Annotated in this window: 10 protein-coding genes; 2 read left to right on the top strand and 8 right to left on the bottom strand. The window is 70.4% G+C overall.

What is annotated here, in order from left to right:
- Positions 1–16 precede the first annotated feature (16 nt).
- From ACIBW9_RS26395 to ACIBW9_RS26410, 4 genes are all read right to left on the bottom strand, one after another.
- The gene (locus tag ACIBW9_RS26395) at positions 17–1141 is read right to left on the bottom strand and encodes an acyl-CoA dehydrogenase family protein (protein ID WP_398959036.1); all 1125 of its coding nucleotides are present in this window, start codon (positions 1139–1141) and stop codon (positions 17–19) included.
- On the bottom strand, positions 1138–3741 hold the full coding sequence (locus ACIBW9_RS26400; RefSeq protein ID WP_398959038.1) for a putative PEP-binding protein: 2604 nt from the start codon (positions 3739–3741) through the stop codon (positions 1138–1140). Before ACIBW9_RS26400 ends, ACIBW9_RS26395 begins: the two co-directional genes overlap by 4 nt.
- On the bottom strand, positions 3738–4370 hold the full coding sequence (locus ACIBW9_RS26405) for a hypothetical protein (RefSeq protein WP_398959040.1): 633 nt from the start codon (positions 4368–4370) through the stop codon (positions 3738–3740). Before ACIBW9_RS26405 ends, ACIBW9_RS26400 begins: the two co-directional genes overlap by 4 nt.
- 71 nt (positions 4371–4441) lie before the next feature.
- Positions 4442–5230, bottom strand: a complete 789-nt coding sequence (locus ACIBW9_RS26410; protein ID WP_398959042.1) for an enoyl-CoA hydratase/isomerase family protein — start codon at positions 5228–5230, stop codon at positions 4442–4444.
- A 120-nt stretch (positions 5231–5350) separates the two neighbouring features.
- On the opposite strand from ACIBW9_RS26410, the gene ACIBW9_RS26415 reads away from it, so the two are divergent.
- Positions 5351–6586 (top strand): acyl-CoA dehydrogenase family protein, encoded by a 1236-nt coding sequence (locus tag ACIBW9_RS26415; protein ID WP_398959044.1) that lies wholly within the window; start codon positions 5351–5353, stop codon positions 6584–6586.
- 31 nt (positions 6587–6617) lie between these two features.
- Here the strand turns inward: ACIBW9_RS26415 and ACIBW9_RS26420 are convergent, their stop codons facing one another.
- The 3 genes from ACIBW9_RS26420 to ACIBW9_RS26430 form a co-directional block, all read right to left on the bottom strand.
- Positions 6618–7844 (bottom strand): metallophosphoesterase, encoded by a 1227-nt coding sequence (locus tag ACIBW9_RS26420; protein ID WP_398959046.1) that lies wholly within the window; start codon positions 7842–7844, stop codon positions 6618–6620.
- 261 nt (positions 7845–8105) lie between these two features.
- A complete protein-coding gene (locus ACIBW9_RS26425) occupies positions 8106–9665 on the bottom strand; it encodes an alpha-L-arabinofuranosidase B (RefSeq protein WP_398959047.1) in 1560 nt (519 codons plus the stop codon).
- 142 nt (positions 9666–9807) lie between these two features.
- The gene (locus tag ACIBW9_RS26430; RefSeq protein ID WP_398959049.1) at positions 9808–12498 is read right to left on the bottom strand and encodes an RICIN domain-containing protein; all 2691 of its coding nucleotides are present in this window, start codon (positions 12496–12498) and stop codon (positions 9808–9810) included.
- 492 nt (positions 12499–12990) lie between these two features.
- On the opposite strand from ACIBW9_RS26430, the gene ACIBW9_RS26435 reads away from it, so the two are divergent.
- A complete protein-coding gene (locus tag ACIBW9_RS26435) occupies positions 12991–14934 on the top strand; it encodes an RICIN domain-containing protein (RefSeq protein ID WP_398959051.1) in 1944 nt (647 codons plus the stop codon).
- A gap of 35 nt (positions 14935–14969) precedes the next feature.
- Here the strand turns inward: ACIBW9_RS26435 and ACIBW9_RS26440 are convergent, their stop codons facing one another.
- Positions 14970–16628: an alkaline phosphatase family protein gene (locus ACIBW9_RS26440; protein ID WP_398959053.1), complete on the bottom strand. Its 1659-nt coding sequence runs from the start codon at positions 16626–16628 to the stop codon at positions 14970–14972.
- Between the last annotated feature and the right edge of the window lie 17 nt (positions 16629–16645).

A 16645-nucleotide genomic window follows, 5' to 3' on the forward strand; every position in this document is an offset into this window, starting at 1 on the left:
CCGCCCTCCTTCCACGTCACCAGCCCAGGAGGGCGGCCAGCCGTTCCCGGTGGTGTGCGGAGCCGCCCAGCAGCACCGCGTCGGACTGCGCGCGCCGGAAGTACAGATGCGCGTCGTGTTCCCAGGTGAAGCCCATCCCGCCGTGGAGCTGCACACACTCGGCGGCGACGGAGACGAACGCCTCACCGCACCACGCCTGTGCTACCGCCGCCGCCTCGGCCAGCTCCCGAGGTGAGCCGTCCGCCCGGACCGCGCGGACCACGGCCGACCGTGCGGCCTCGACCTGGAGCAGCATGTCGGCGCAGGCGTGCTTGACCGCCTGGAAGCCACCGATCGCCCTGCCGAACTGGGTGCGGTCGCGCACATGGGCCACCGTCATGTCCAAGGCGGCCTGTGCTCCGCCCAGTTGCTCGGCGGCCAGGGCCACCATAGCCACGTCCAGTGCGCGGGAGACGACCTCCGCTCCCTCGCCGCCGGCGGTCAGTGCCCGGACCCGGGCGCCGTCGAAAGTGACGATCGCCTGCCCGCGGCTGAGATCAAGGGTGGGCACCCGGCGCACCGTGACCCCCGGCTCTCGCGGATCGGCCAGGAAGAGGTCCACACCGTCGGTGCCGTTCGCGGCCACCACGAGTGTCTCGGCGTCGGCGCCGTCGAGGACGAACGGCGCGGTGCCGTCCAGGAGCGGGACGCTGCCCTGCCAGGAGACGGCCACGGGCACGGCGCCGGCCCGCCATGTCCCGTCGGGGGAGACCACGGCCAGGGCGTGCACGACGCCCTCCGCCAGCCTGCCCAGCGCCTTGTCGGCCGCGCCGCAGCCGGCCAGTACCTGTCCGGCCAGCACGGTGGAGGACAGCAGCGGTACCGGTGCCAGGGTCCGGCCCAACTCCTCGCAGACGGCGGCGATCCCGGCGAGTCCGCCGACGCCTCCCGCCGACCCGGGCAGGCCGAGCGCCGCGAGGCCGACCTGCCGGCCGAGGGTGTCCCACAACCCGGAGTCGATGCCGGGGGCCTCCTCGGACAGCCGGCGTACCGCTGCGGTGCCGCCGGCATCCGCGCACACCGCGCGGACGGTCTCGCGGAGATCCTCCAGCTCGGTGTCCGACAGGGCTGTGCCCTCGGTCTCGGTCACGGTGCTCGTCATCGTGTGCTCCCGCCGGTGTCGTCGCCTGCGCGCAGCGCGCTGTGCGCCGCCGCCATCCGGGCCACCGGCACGCGGTGCGCGGAACACGAGACGTAGTCGAGGCCGAGGCCGTCGCAGAACGCGATCGACTCCGGGTCGCCGCCGTGCTCGCCGCACACGCCCAGCTTGATGCCGGGCCGCACGCTCCGGGCCCGCTCGGCCGCCAGGCCGACCAGGGCACCCACCCCGTGCGGGTCGAGCCGGGCGAACGGGCTCGCGGTCAGGAACCCGCGTTCCTGGTACGAGGTGAGCACCTGGCGCTCGACGTCGTCCCGCGAGAAACCGTAGGTGAGTTGGGTGAGGTCGTTGGTGCCGAAGGAGAAGAACTCGGCGTGCTCGGCGAGTTCCCCGGCCAGCAGCGCGGCGCGCGGCGTCTCGATCATCGTGCCGAGCCGGTACGGGACCTCCACCCCGGTGCGGGCGGCGACCGCGTCGGCGGCGTCGCGTACGTACGCGGCGACCGCGGCCAGTTCCTCCGGCAGGCTGACCAGCGGGATCATCACCTCCAGCTCCGGCCGGACCCCGGTGGCGGCGACATCGGCCCACGCGGTGAAGAGCGCCTCGGCCTGCGCCGGGTAGAGCCGCTCGTGCAGCAGCGCCAGCCGCACCCCGCGCAGTCCGAGCATCGGGTTCGCCTCGCGCAGTGCGGCCGCCCGCTGTTCCTCGCCCGCGTCCAGTGCCTCCCCGGGGGCGGGCAGGAACTCGTGCAGCGGGGCGTCCAGCAGGCGCACGGTCACCGGGCGGTCGCCCACGGCGGCCAGCAGCGCGGTGAAGTCCTCGTGCTGGGCGCCCTCCAGCGCCACCAGGGCCTCGTCCCGGGCGGTCGGGTCGGCCGCCAGGAGCACCCGGCGGATCAGCGGCAGCCGCTCGCCGAGGAACTGGTGCTCCGTACGGCACAGTCCGACACCCTCCGCGCCCAGCGCCAGGGCCGTCTCCACCTCGGCGGCGGTATCGGCGTTGACCCGCACACCCAGTCGGCGTATGTCGTCCGCCCATGTGAGCAGGGTGGACAGCTCGGGCGGCGGTCCGGCCACGCTGACGCTCAGCGTGCCCGCGTAGACGGCGCCGGTGCGGCCGTCCAGCGAGACCGGGTCGCCCTCGCGCACGACGCGCTCCCCGAAGCGGACCGTCCCGGCCGCCCGGTCCACGCGCAGCCCCTCGGCGCCGCACACAGCGGGCTTGCCGGCGCCCCGCGCGACCACGGCGGCGTGCGAGGCGATCCCGCCGCTGCCGGTGAGCACGGCGACGGAGGCCAGCATGCCGGGCACGTCCGCCGGGGTCGTCTCGGCGGCCACCAGGACGACCCGGGTGCCGTCCGCGGCCAGTTCGAGGGCCCTCTCACTGGAGAGCACCACCGTCCCGGTCGCCGCTCCCGGCGACGCGGGCAGGCCCCGACCGAGGAGTTCCTCCCCACCGCTGAGCCGCAGTTGGGGGTGGAGCAGTTCCTGTACCTGCGCGGGGGTGACCCGCCGGACGGCTTCCTCGTGGCCGAGCGCTCCGTCCCGGGCGAGGTCCGCGGCCAGACACACCGAGGCCCGCAGGGGCGGGCGGAGCTGGGCGGAGGCGGTGAGCAGGGAGATCTCGTCGTCGCGTACCTCGAAGTCGACCGACACCGGCGCGCGCAGGTGCCGCTCCAGGGTGAGCAGGGAGTGCTCCAGCAGCACGGTGCCGCCCGCGAGCCGGTCCAGCGGTTCACCGGAGTGCGGCGGCGGGGCGCTGCGCCGCACCCCGCGGAAGAAGGAGCCCTGCGGGGACAGACGCCCGGTCTCCGGATCGCGGCTGACCGCCGTGCCGTAGCCGGAGTGGTCCGCCGGGCCGATGCGCAGAGCCTGCACATGCAGGGCGAGGGCGAGGTCGGCAGGGAGCCGCTGGGCCCGGCGGGACCTGCGCGCACGCGGCGAGTCCCACCGGGCGAGCAGGGCACGTGCGGCAAGCGCCAGCTGCTGCGCCGGGTCGTCGGGGAAGGCGCGGGAGCCGTGCTCCGCCACCAGGGACAGCAGCACCTCCACCCGCGCCCGTGGCTCCGGCGTGTCCAGGAGGGCGTCGTCGAGCAGCGCACCGGGAACGTCCAGGGCGTGTTCGGCGATCACGCGTACGGTGGCGGCCCACACCTCGTGCAAGGCGTCCGCCTGCCCGATGACGGCGCACAGCGCGTCCGCAGTGCCCCCGGCCACGCCGAGGCAGGCCAGGTCGGGCGGCAGGCCGGCGATCTCGGTCGGGGCGCTCGCGGACAGGCGCAGCAGCAGCGGCCGGGCCGTGTCCCCGAGCCGCCGTCCCGAGAGCTGTTCGACGAGGTCCACGGCGGCTTCGGCGGTGGCGGCTTCGCACAGCGACGCGGCAGCTGTGGCGGGCACGGTGAGCCCCGGCACGACCGGCAGACCGAGGGCCACCAGCCCGTCCATCGCCGCGCCGTGGGCGCCCAGCTCCTCGGCGTCCAGACCCCGGATGCGTCCCTGCCCGTACGGAACCAGGAGCCGGCCGGGAGGCCCGGGACTACCGGACGGAGTGAGGGGCGCCTCGGACGGTGCGGGCAGGCCCGCCTCGCGGTCGGTGACGCTCACCCGCGCCCCCCGGTGACGAGTTCCTCTTCACGGGCCTCGTCCTCGGCGCGGCTGATGCCCAGCACGAACAGCAGCTCCTGGTGCAGCCGCATCCATACGGTGTGGTACGAGTCGCACAGCGGCGAGGCCAGCCACTGGGGGGCGCCGTCGTCGAAGCGGTCGAGGGCGTCCTCCAGGTCCGTCAGGTACCGCCCACTGCCCGCGAGGACCTGGTCCAGCCTGCGCAGCACGGGCTGGATGGCCTCGTGCACGTCCTCCAGCGACTCGCGCACCCCGGCGTCGTAGACGTCGTCGGAATGGTCGTTGACGGTGCCGTCGGGGCGGCACTGCCATGCCGTGCACACGTCCCGGATCTTCCGGTTGACCGGCAGGAACGCCTCGTACGCCGCGGTGATCCGCTCCTCCTGCTCGGAGCCGGCGGGAACCCGCAGGAACTGCGCGACGGCGGCCTTGGCCCGCTCGGTCGGCAGCACCACCGGCCCCTTCACCGTCGCCAGGCCGGCGTCGACCAGCGGCCGGTACTCGGAGTCCGGACGGCCGCGCCACATGCCACGCAGAACGAGATCGACGACGGCTTCGGTGAGGGGCTCGTCGGACGCGTCCGGAAGGTCCACGGCAGCAGATTGCATCGCCACACCTCTTGCTCGGTCCTGTGTTGCCCGGAGGTTACGCCTCGGCAGGCTGGTTAGTGAAGAGGGACTCAAGAAACACTTTTCGCCGAGAGGAACGACGTGATGCGGTCCTGTGCGTCCCGGCCGTCCGCGAGAGCGGCGATGGACCGTGCTTCTTCGGCGAGGTGGCGGCGCAGATCGTCACCGCTGTCGAGGCGCAGCAGCGCCTTTGCGGCGCGGAGTGCCTCACCGGCACCGGCGGCCAGGTCGGCGGCGGTCCGGTGGGCCGTGTCGTCCAGTTCCGCGTCGGGCACGGAACGGGACGCCAGGCCCCACCGTTCGGCGTCGTCGCCGGTCAGGACCCGGTTGGTGAGGATAAGTTCCGCCGCCCTGCGGGGGCCCAGCAGGCGTGGCAGGAACCAGGACGCCCCGCAGTCCGGGGTGAGTCCGATCGCCGTGTACGCGAGCCGGAACCGCGCGGACCGGGCCGCCAGGACGATGTCGCCCACGAGGGCGAGGCCGATCCCGCCGCCCGCGGCCGCCCCGCGCACAGCGGTCACCAACGGCACCGGCAGCTCGTACAGAACCTGTATCGCGGCATGTGCGGCGCTCGCCACGGCGCGCACATAGGCGCCGGTCTCCGGGCCGCGGCCGGCGAACGCGCGCAGGTCACCGCCCACGCAGAAACTGCCGCCCGTCGTCCGCAGCAGGACCGCGCTCCCCGGGTCCGCGGCCACCTCCAGGGCCGTGTCCCGAAGCGCCTCGGCCGTTCTGAGATCCAGGGCGTTCCCGCGGCCGGGATCGTCCAGCCTCAGCTCGACGACTCCGTCGGGACGGCGGACCGTGCGGACCGGGCCGGTGCTCGCGGTCGGGCTCATGGGTGTCTCTCCCGTCGTCTTCCCGTCGCCGGGGGCTTCCGGGCAAGATACTAAACACGCTATACAGTTTCTAGGAGGCGACGGCTGAGGATGCCCGTGCGCCCGTCGGCGGGAGGTCCCGTGCCCATCCAGTTCGATGTCGATCCGACTGTCGCCCAACTGGCCGAAGCCACCACGGAGTTCGTACGCGAGGTGGTCGTCCCGGCCGAGCGCGAATGCGGCGGGTCCGTGCACGACGCCCCCGAGGCACTGCGGGAGAGGCTGCAGAAAGCCGCCCGGGACGCGGGTGTGTTTGCCCCGCACGTACCGAAGCGCTGGGGCGGCCACGGGCTCGACCTGCGCGGCCAGGCCGTGGTGTTCGAGGCGGCGGGTCACTCGCTGCTCGGACCGCTGGCGCTGAACTGCGCGGCCCCGGACGAGGGCAACATGCACCTGCTGGAGAACGTGGCCACCGAAGAGCAGAAGCAGACGTATCTGCGTCCGCTCGCCGCCGGCGAGACACGGTCCTGCTTCGCCATGACGGAACCGGCTCCGGGCGCGGGCTCCGATCCCCGCCTGCTGCGGACCACCGCCACCCGGGTGCCCGGCGGCTGGCGTATAGACGGGCGCAAGTGGTTCATCACCGGCGCCCAGGGCTCCGGATTCGCCATCGTCATGGCCCGCACGTCCGGCGACCCCGGCGACCCGGGCGGCGCCACCATGTTCCTGGTGGACGCCGACACCCCCGGCATGCGCCTCGTCCGGACGATCGAGACCCTCGACGAGTCGCTCTTCGCCGGGCACAGCGAGATCGTCTTCGACGGGTGCGTGGTGGGGGAGGGGCAGGTGCTGGGAACGCTGGACCGCGGCTTCGAGGGCGCCCAGGTACGGCTCGGCCCCGCCCGGCTGACCCACTGCATGCGCTGGCTGGGAGCGGCCCGTCGCGCCCAGGACATCGCGCTGGAGCGGGCCGGAAGCCGGATGGCCTTCGGTTCGGCGCTCGGAGACCTCGGCATGGTCCAGCAGATGCTGGCCGACTCCGAGATCGACATCGAGGCGAGCCGCGCCCTGATCCTGCGTACGGCCTGGGAGTTGGACACCGGCTCGGCCGCGGCCTCACAGCTCTCCTCGGTCTCCAAGACCTTCGTGGCGGAGGCGGTGAACCGGGTCGTCGACCGGGCGGTCCAGATCTGCGGAGCCCTCGGCATCTCGGCCGCCGACGCCCCCCTCGCCCGCCTGTTCCGGGAGGTACGGCCCTTCCGTATCTACGACGGCCCGTCGGAGACGCACCGTTTCGCCATAGCCCGGCGCGCGGTGAGGCCGTACCGGCAGCAGTTCACGGGCGGTGCCCCCTCTTCGAGGCTTGGCGGCCGGTAGCCGAAGCCGTTGGTGAGCCCGGCGTCCGACATCAGCGTGGAGATGTCTGGTCCGTCGATCCCGTCCGGAGCACGAGCAGGGTGATCTCGCTGGGGGCGAAGACGCGGAACGGCGGACCCCAGAAGCCGGTGCCGCGGCTGGTGTAAAGGAGGGTGCGGGCGCCGTGCCGGCTGAGGCCGGCGAGGGCGGGCTGGTCGAGGCGGACCAGATGGTGGAAGGGCCAGATCTGGCCGCCGTGGGTGTGCCCGGAGAGCTGGAGGTCGATACCGGCGGCCGCCGCCCGGTCGATGAACTTGGGCTGGTGGGCCAGGAGCAGGACGGGCAGCTCGGGGTCGGCGCCGTCCAGGGCTCCGGCGAGGTGGGCGCGGTGGCCTGCCAGCCCGGAGGACTCGGCCGTGACGTCGTCCACGCCGGCGACCACAAGGGTGTCGCCGCCGCGTTCGAGCAGCAGATGGCGGTTGCGCAGCGGCTGCCAGCCCAGTTCGTCCATCAGGTCGACCCAGCCCTGAGCCTCGCTGTAGTACTCGTGGTTGCCGGTGACGTAGACGCGGGCATGGGTGGCCCGCACGGTGCCGAGGGGGAGGGCCTGTTCGCGGCGGCGCTCGGCCGTGCCGTCCGCGATGTCGCCGGTGTGACAGACCAGGTCGGCCTCCAGGACGTTCACCGTCTCGCACACCCGGGCCGACCAGCGGACGCGGTCGAGGGGGCCGTAGTGGGTGTCGGTGATGAGGGCGACGCGGATACCGTCCAATCCGGCACCCAGTCGCGGGAGTCGAACGTCGAGTCGGCGCACACGGGGCACGCGGCGGGCCTCGGCGTACCCCCAGGCGAGCAGTACGGCGGTCACGCCCAGGACGGCCCAGGTGACGATCCGGGCCCGGTCCTGACTCTCGCCGACGCCGGCCAAGGTCAGGGCGAGCCGCAAGAGGACGCCGAGCAGAACGGACCAGGTGAACAGAACCCAGCTGGTACCCAGCAGGGTGTCACCGGCTATCGCTGCCCAGTCCTGCTGGCGCCGACCGTGGCCGCGCACCATCGCGAGCGGCATACCGACGAGGCCGAGGACGAACAAGGCGGTGCTCACCAGCGTGACGGGCAGCGGCCAGTGCTGGCCGGTGTACAGGAGCACCCAACAGGGCACGGTCCACAGCAGGACCGGAGCGATCACAGGGATGTAGCGCATCAGGCGGAGCAGTCGGCTCGGCCGTGGCGCTCGCGCTTCGCCGTCGGCGGGTCGGATGCTTCTGGTGTCGGTCACGCTTGCCCTCCCCAACCGTGCGGCCGTCTCGCGCGCACTGTATCCGGTCACCCTCGCGTCGGCCGGGCCGGCGTTGATGGGCGCCCCCGGACCACACCCCGCCGGGCAGAACATGGTCGGACTCTACGGTGCGCATGACATCGCCCGGTTTCCGCTCGACCGCGGGACGACGGTGCTCGGGGGCCTCTGGCCGACCGGCCTCCCCGCGTGGTGCGGGGAGGCCGTACTTGCTGCCGCAGGCTCAGGCAGGCCGGTTGCTTGTCAGCTCCAGGGAGATGCAGCGAGCCAGCTGGTGTCCTGGGCCCACGACGCCGTGGTGTCCCAGGCGTTGGTACCGCCGTTGCCTGCCACGTAGCCGGTGAATCGGTAGTGGCGGATGTACTTGGCCGGATAGTTGAAGGACTGCAGGGAGTAACCGGTGCCGCTGTTGCCCGGCTTGGAGCAGAAGGTGGCGTCGGCGGCGAACTGGCTGGAGCCGTCGTCGGGTTGCAGGTGAAGCTGGAAGGCGTAGTGCCTGAGGTACGTGCCGGGAGCGTTGGCGGACTCGAAGGAGACGCAGTTGCTGTCGGCCAGGCCGGCGCGGACGATCCAGGTGGCGTTGCCCTTGTCGGTGGTCGAGCTGCTGGAGGTCACCGGCGCGATCACGACCTTGTCGTCGCCGGTGTCGTGCTGCAGGTAGTCCCCGGTGCAGCAGGAGGTGGTGGCCTGCAGCGACACCTTCGCGCCCGGGGTGAAGGGGCTGGACGTGCCGGTGTTGTAGCCGGCCGCGGCGATATTGGCCTGGACGGCGGCGTCGGTGGCGTCGGAGGGGTAGCCCTTGACCATGGCGCCCTCGTAGAAGGTGCCCGCGCTCGCGTTGCGGTTGGTCTGGCAGCAGTCGCCGCCGCTGCCGAGGATGACGGCACCCTGTTTGTGCATCGGGTTCCATCCGCTGGGCAGCGCGCCGCTGTAGAGCTGGGTCAGGCTCCCGGCCTGGGCGTTCGCGCCTTTGAGCGCCATCTGGGTGGTGCCGTTGTTCTTGAGCATCGCGGTGACGAAGCGGCTGGTCTGGGAGACCTGGTTGGGATTCCATGTCTTGCTGCCGCCGGAGAACAGGCCGTTCTCCAGGTCCGCCTGGACCCACGGTCCGGTTCCGCTGCAGCCGCCGAACCAGCATTCGGTGCCGAAGTTGATCGCGTCCATGGCGCCGTTGCCGTCGGCCTTGTGGTCGATCTCCGTGTTGCCGTAGTCGAAGCAGCAGCCGTTGTTGACGTGGGTGCCGCTGGTGACCATGTACTCGCCCTCGGGTGAACTGCCGGTCGGCACACCCCCGGCGGAGTTGTAGGCGAAGTAGCTGTTGCCGGGGTTGATGTAGAGCGCGTACGCCTTCTGGCCGCCCACGCCGATCGCTTCGGTGGTCGCGGTGGCCGCCGTGTCGGCGCCGCCGGTCCCGCCGGGGCCCTGGTAGACCAGGGTGTTGCCGCCGCCGGTCTGGTCGTAGACGCGGGTGATGGTGCAGGTGGTGCCCGCGCAGAACGAGTCCTGCGCCGCCGCGTCGGCGACGCCTCCGGCCGACAGCAGCCCGATGTCCTTGAGCGCGTTGTCCGACGTCCGCTGCACCTGGTAGAGCGGTCCGTTGTAGGAGGCGAACAGCGCGCGGGTCGTGCTGTGCGCCGCGACGCACGGTGTGCCGCCCGCCGCGTAGATGTCGCAGGGCTCTTGTACAGCGGCCTGCGAGGCGCCGGTGAAGGCGACAAGGCCGGTGACGGCGAGCGCCACCGCAGCCAGGCAGCTCATCACCCCCCGGCGCAGTCTTCGGAGAACGAGCAGTTCAGGCACCATGTGCTCCCTTGTCATGGGTGTGGGGCAGCAAGCCGCGCCCCCAGCCGGGTTCGTCGTGGGGCTGGGGGCGGGGCTGAGAGGTGTTGAGGGCGGGCGGACGCGTCCGGGTGAGCGGATGGCGCCGGCGCGTCGGATCACGCTGTCACTGGATCGTCCAAGCCTGGTTGGACTGGTTCAACGGCATCCACTGACTGATGGCGGCTCCGTCGGCCGTCGATCCGCCGCCGAGCTCCAGGACCTGCCTGCTCTCGAAGTTGCGGATGACGTACCCGCCGCTGGTCGGCTCGAAGTACCACAGCTGGTTGTTGCCGCCGTTGTAGGTGTACTGCTGCAGCGCGGTCCCCGTCCGGTGACTGGAGCCGTTGATGTCGAGGGCCTTGCCGCTGTTCCGGTTCACGATCTTGTAGAGCTGACCGCTGACCGGGACGATGTTCCACTGCTGGTTGGCACCACCGTTGCTCGGCCACTGGATGACGCTCGCGCCGTCGGCGGTGGAGTTCTGGTACACGTCCATCAACTTCCCGCTGTTGACGTTCTTGATCGTGTAGTTCGTCGACGGGTTGATGGTCGGCGTCCCGGTCGCGTCCTCCAGCGCGCCGCCGGCCTGCTGCACACTGAAGTCCGCGATGAAGAAGTAGGCGCCGTCGGTCTTGGCGACCCGCACGTAGCGGAACTTCTGGCGGACGTCGATGTTGCCGGTGAGCGTGGAAGCGAGCGGCAGGGTGCTCGTCTGGCGTCCGACGACGGTGTAGGTGCCGAAGGACGGGTCGTTGGAGGCCCGGATCTCGAAGTTGCCGCGCGTCTCGGACTGGTCCAGGTCCTGGCGGGTAGTCAGGGAGAACTGCCCGAGCTGGTAGGCCTGTCCCAGGTCGACCTGCCACCAGGCCGAGGTGTCGCTCCCGGTCGGCGACCAGCCGGTGGCACCGTTGTTGTCGTCGGCTTTGGCCGCGTCCCAGGAGGAGCCGTTCACCGAGGAGGCGGACGCCGGCTTGTTGTAGGCGAGGTTGAGCTTCGCCGCCAGCCCCTGGTAGGCGGACTCTAGGCCGGAGGCCTTGATCACCGAGTCGCCGGACGACGTGTTGTTGGTGAGCGTGACGTTGGAGCCGTTGCGGTTCTGGTTGATGAAGCCGTCGGTGTGGGACAGCACGTTGTTCGACAGGGTCATGTTGTTCGACCCCTCGTCCATGTACAAGCCGGACACGGCCGAGCCGCAGGCGGCCGGCGTGCGTATCACGTCGTGGACGTAGTTGCCGTTGATGACCGTGCCGGGATCGTTGGAGAGGTGGTAGATGCCGGCGGAGTCGCAGAGCCGGTTCATCACGTTGCCGATGCGGTTGTAGCTGATGCTGTTGTTGCCTTCGGCGTTGGCCGCCGACTGCCAGCCCCAGCCCAGCGAGATACCGGCCCACGGACCGTCGGAGATGTCGTTGTGGTCGATCGTGGTGCTGTTGACGAAGCCCGCGTTGATGCCCGCGGTGCCCAGGTAGTCCTCACCGATCCGGGTGATCAGGTTGTCCTTGACGGTGACGTTCTTGACCACCTCCCGGGCGTCCTCACCCGCCGGTGAGGTGGGCGGGTTGTAGACGGTGTGGAACTCCACGGTCGGGTCGGAGAACTTGCCGACCATGATCCCGTTGCCGGCGATGTCGTAGATGACGTTTCCGGTCACGGTGCTGTCGTGCACGCCGTGGTGGAGGTCGAGGGCGGTGGCGCCCATCTGCGTGAAGGTGTTGCCGGTGAAGGAGACGCGGTCGGCGTCCGAGGCCTGGACGCCGGCCGGCGGACGGCCGACGTACTGGTTGTTGGAGGCGTCGGCCGAGAGGTTGTAGTTGCCGCCCTGGCCGTTGAGGTAGCCGTTGTCGGTCGCCTCCATCCAGGTGGTCCCGGTGAAGGTGAGCCCGGAGAAGCGCAGGTCGTGGGCGGGACTGTCGAGGCTCGTGCCCTTGATGTCGAAGAGTGTCTGCACCGTTGGGGCCTGCACGATGGCCGTGGACATGTCCTCGCCGGGGCGGGGCTTGTAGTAGACCGTCTGCGCGGCCGTGTCGACGTAGAACTCGCCCGGTTCGTTGAGGAATTCGTGGGCGTTCTCGAAGTGCAGGGGAGAACCGTTGGAGAGGACGGGGAACGGGCGCGGGAAGAGGATGCCCGCCTCATGATCCTGGATCGACAGGTTGGCGGTGCCGTTGGCGGAGCTGATCGACTTCAGCCGCAGGTAGCTCTCGCCCCACTGCGTCTCCAGCATCATCTCGACCTGGTCGAGGTGGTTCCAGTTGGAGACCTGTGAACTGAGCACCTTCAGCAGCTTGTTGGTCTTGTCGCTGCCCTGCAGCTGGAAGTCCGAGCCGAGGTCGGGGAAGCGGGCCCGGGTGGCGCGGACCCCGTTGACGTACAGCTGCCGGAAGTTGAGGCTGCCGACCGGCGCCTTGTACTCGCCGTTGGTGGCCGCGGTCCAGCCGGTGATCGCCTTGCCGCCGGTGATCACGGGCGTCTCGCCGTTGTACGCCTGGTAGACGACCGTGTGGCCGTTCGTGCCCGAGTCGCTGGTGCCGAAGCTGATCGGGCTGGTGAGGGGGTAGGTGCCGCCGCGCAGGTTCACGACGATGTCGTCGGACATGTTCGCGTTGACGGCCCGGACCGCGGCCTGGGCGGCCTGGATGGTCTTGAAGGCCGAGGCGGTGCTGGTTCCCGAGTTGCTGTCACTGCCGTTGACGGGGTCGACGTAGAAGTTCGTCGTGGCCGCGTAGGCGGGCTGAGCGGGCAGTACGGCCGCGAAGACGACGGCCGCCGCCGCGAGGGCCTTGACCGTCCCCGCGCCGATGCGTAGGGGTCTCATCTGTAGTGTGTCCCTCCTCGAACCCCCCGGTTTCTTATGAGTTGCATTTATCGATGCAACAAGGCGGGGTGGTCAAGACGATAGGCACACCTATTTTTCACTGGCGCAACAGGCGGGACATGCCGACGGGTCAGTCCGCGCGTCTGTCCACGCCTCAAAGTGGGCAATCTTCCCAGGTGGAGGCGGGCTGTCGGCGCCGATCGACCGCCGACCGAGTCCCTCCCGGACCAGTCCAACGAATCCATTGTTTTCAAAATGAGTAGTACTCATTTTGCTTCTGTGTGCTCCGGCTGAGCTCTGCCCTGGCTTCGCTGCGAAACATGGCATGTATCGATGGAAAGAAACGCCAACAAGGGTGCAAAACGGCCTTGCTGACGCTCTGTCTGAGCACTTTCATCCACGCAACTGTTGACACGGCGCAGTTACATCACTGAACTTCATGCGTAACTCAGCGCAGGGAGCCCAGAGCCGCCCGAGACCGGGAGTGCAGCTATGCCGTCAGAAGGAAGACTGTCCCGTCGTACCCTGCTGGGCTCCGCGGCCGCCGCTGTGGCCGCGAGCGCGCTGCCCGTGGTTCCCGGCGTCTCCGGCCTGTTGCCTCAGGCGGCCGCCGCGGACCTGCAGACCAGCCTCGGCAACCTGGTGAACCTGCGGTTCGGCATGTTCAACCACTTCAACATGGGCACGTTCACCAACCAGGAGTGGGCCGCCCCCAATCAGGACCCGGCTCTGTTCGCGCCCACGGCGGTCGACTGCGCCCAGTGGGCGGCCGCCGCGGCGGCGGCGAAGATGAGCTACGGCGTCCTGACCACCAAGCACCACGACGGCTTCTGCCTGTGGCCCAGTGCCCACAACAGCTACAACGTCGCCAACAGTTCCTACAGGCACGACGTCGTCGCACAGTACGTGACCGCCTTCCGGGCCCAGGGCCTGAAGGTCGGTCTGTACTTCTCCATCTGGGACCGCACTTACAACGTGCAGGCTTACGACACCCGCCACAAAGTCGCCGCCGACCAGGCCGTCCAGCCCGGCGACATCACTTACATCCTCAACCAGATCACCGAACTGCTCACCAACTACGGCACCATCGACATGTTCGTCACCGACGGCTACGCCTGGCAGATGGGCCAGCAGGCCGTCCCCTATCAGCGCATCAGGGAACATGTGAAGTCCCTGCAGCCCGGCATCGTGATGATCGACCACGGCGGGCTGTCGGTGCCGTTCCTCGGCGACGCGATCTACTTCGAGGAGCCCCTCGGCATCACCTCACCCGCAGGCAACACCTATGCCTCGCTGCAGGGCCAGACGATCAGCAACGGGTGGTTCTGGCATCCGGCGACACCCACGACCGACCCGATGAGCAGGGACTCCATCCTCTCCCATCTGGCGGACCTGGAGCCCAAGTACACCTCGTTCATCCTCAACTGCCCGCCCAACCGCAACGGTGTGCTGGACACCAACATCGTCAACCGGCTCTCCGAGGTCGGCACCGCCTGGAGCGGCCCGAACACCTCCCGGCCGCCCCTGCCCGCCCAGCTGCTCCGCGCCGAACACCCGGTCACCCCCGTGGCCGCCTACGCCACCGACTACCACACCGGCGAAGGCCCCATGAACGCCATCGACGGTCTCAGCGACAAGGGCTTCGAGACCTGCTGGTCCACCTGGAGCCTCACACTGCCCCAGACCATCACCGTCGACCTCGGCGGTCTATGGAGCAACATCTCCACCCTGGAGTACCTGCCCAAGCAGTGGAACCGCACCAACACCACCGACGGTGACATCACCGCCTGCACCATCTCCACCAGCACCGACGGCACCACCTTCACCCAGGTCGCGACCGCCTCCTGGGCCGGCGACCGCACCACCAAGGTCATCGAATGGCCGGCCGTCAACGCCGCCTTCGTCCGCATCCGGGTCACCGCCGGCACCGGCGGCTACGCCAACATCGGCAACCTGCGCATCGGCGGCCGCACCGCGACACCCGCCCTGGTGTCCACCCTCTTCCCGGGAGACGGCACCGTGTACCGCCTCGTCGCCCGCCACAGCGGCAAGGTCGCCGACGTCTCGGGCGCCAGGACCGCCAACAACACCGCCATCCTGCAGTGGCCCTGGCAGAACCACGCCAACCAGAAGTGGACGATAGCGCGGGCCGACTCCGGCTACTACAAGATCCGCAACGTCAACAGCGGCACGCTCATGGAAATCGGCGGACTCTCCCGTCTGAACGGCGGAACCGCCGACATCTGGAGCGACGCCGACGCGCCCCAGCAACACTGGGCCATCACCCCCACCGGCGACGGCTACCACCTCCTCACCAACCGGCTGAGCGGCCTGTCCCTCAACGTCGACAGCGGCTCCACCGCCGACGGAGCCGCCATCAACCAGTGGGCCTACACCGCCGGCGCCCAGCAGCAGTGGCAGATCGTCCCTTCGTAGGGCCGGGCGCCCGACTCGCGCCTCCCCGACACCTGTCAGCGCAGGGGGAGTGCCCGAGTGTGTTCGATGCGTACGGCGTCCAGGGACCGGGAGTCGAGACTGAGGAGCCGCAGGATCGTCGGGGCGATCTGCGTGGTCCGCACCGCGTCGCCGACGCGCACCCCTTGCGGGGTGGCGGCGCCGGAGACCACGAGCGGGACGTCGAGGTCGTCGGCGTGGGCGCCCCCGTGCTCGGCGATCTTGCCCATGCCGCCGGTGTAGACCACGCCGTACTGGGTGATGCCGAACAGGTCGGGAACACGGGAGTCGCCCGGGCGGGCGTGGAAGTAGTGGGCGGCATCGGCGCCCGCGTACAGGGTCTTGAGGCCGCTTGCCGTGAAGGGCTTGGCCGCGCCGTCGATGTCGTTGCCGGTGCCGGACTGAGCGAGCAGGTATGTCTTGGCGAAGTCGGTGGCGGCCTCGGAGCGGTCGGTGAGCCACAGGAGCATCGCGTCGTCGTCCACGGCGTGCGCGACCAGGTCGCCGGCGCCCGGGTGGGCGGCCTTCCAGGCGGCGTTGAGCCCGTCCAGGAGGGGGCCGTCGTCGATACGGGTCAGCGCCTTCGGGTCGGTCGGCGACTGGCCGTGCTTGGCCGAGAGGATGACCGTCGTGCTGCGGTCCAGGTGCTGCTTGTGGAGTTCGGTGAGGAACGCGCCCACCTGCTGGTCGACGAAGGCGAGGTTCTTGGCCAGCAGCGGCCCGGGGACGCCCTTGGCCTGGTAGCCGCCCGTCAGCCCGTTCGAGGAGGGCAGCTTCTGGGCGGTCGACACCGACTGGAAGTTCATGCCGAAGACCGCCGGGGTACCGACCTTGTGGGTGCGGCTGTGGTCGTAGCCGTCGATCTCGTTCACCACGGCCCGCACCTTGTAGCCGTCGTACTGTTCGGTCGCCGCGTTGTCCTTCGTCCAGTCCTTGCCCGCGGGGTAGCCGATGGCCTGGCTGTTGATCTCGGGGGCGAACAGGTCCTGGATGCCGTTGCCGCTCGGGCCGTTGAGGATGTCGTACGCGACGTGCTTGTCGGACCATGCGGTGCGCAGCCCGGCCCCGCGCGCCACGTCGAAGACCGTGTTCACCTTCAGGTAGCCGTGCGGATAGAGCGGCTTGCACGTCTTCGGGTCCACCGGCAGCTTCGACGGGTCGATCAGGCTCGCGGCGTCTCCCGTCATCTTCAGGATGCTGCCGGGCAGTTGCGTGAGGCCCTGACCGGCGTCGAGGGAGTCCTTGTTCTTGTCGAGGTCCTCGGTGAGGTCGACCTCGGCACCGCGTTTGACGCCCGCGCAGGCCGTCGTGCCGGGCGGGAGGAGCGCGGCGTCGTAGGTGTCGTCGTAGTAGACACCCGTCGTACCCGGGTCGCCGCCGGTGAGCTGGCCGACCATGCCGGGGAACGAGTCGGAGGGGATGGTGGTTCTCGCGTGGGTGTACTCCACACCGTCGCTGACGAGTCGGGCGAGCGCCGAGTCGGGGTGGCGGTCGATGTACCAGGCCAGGTCGGACTGGTGCAGGCCGTCGACGGACAGCAGCAGGACGTGCCGGGCGCGAGCGTGCGCCTGTGCCGCGGCGGGCGCGGTGGCCGTGGCGGTGAGGGCGCCCGCGGCGGCGAACGCGGCTGCGGCCGCGGCGACGGTACGGGCGGGACGGACTGGACGTCGGAACAACGGTGCACCCTGGTTGT

Origin of the sequence: Streptomyces sp. NPDC049541 (assembly GCF_044465725.1) — a bacterium.
Classification (GTDB): domain Bacteria; phylum Actinomycetota; class Actinomycetes; order Streptomycetales; family Streptomycetaceae; genus Streptomyces.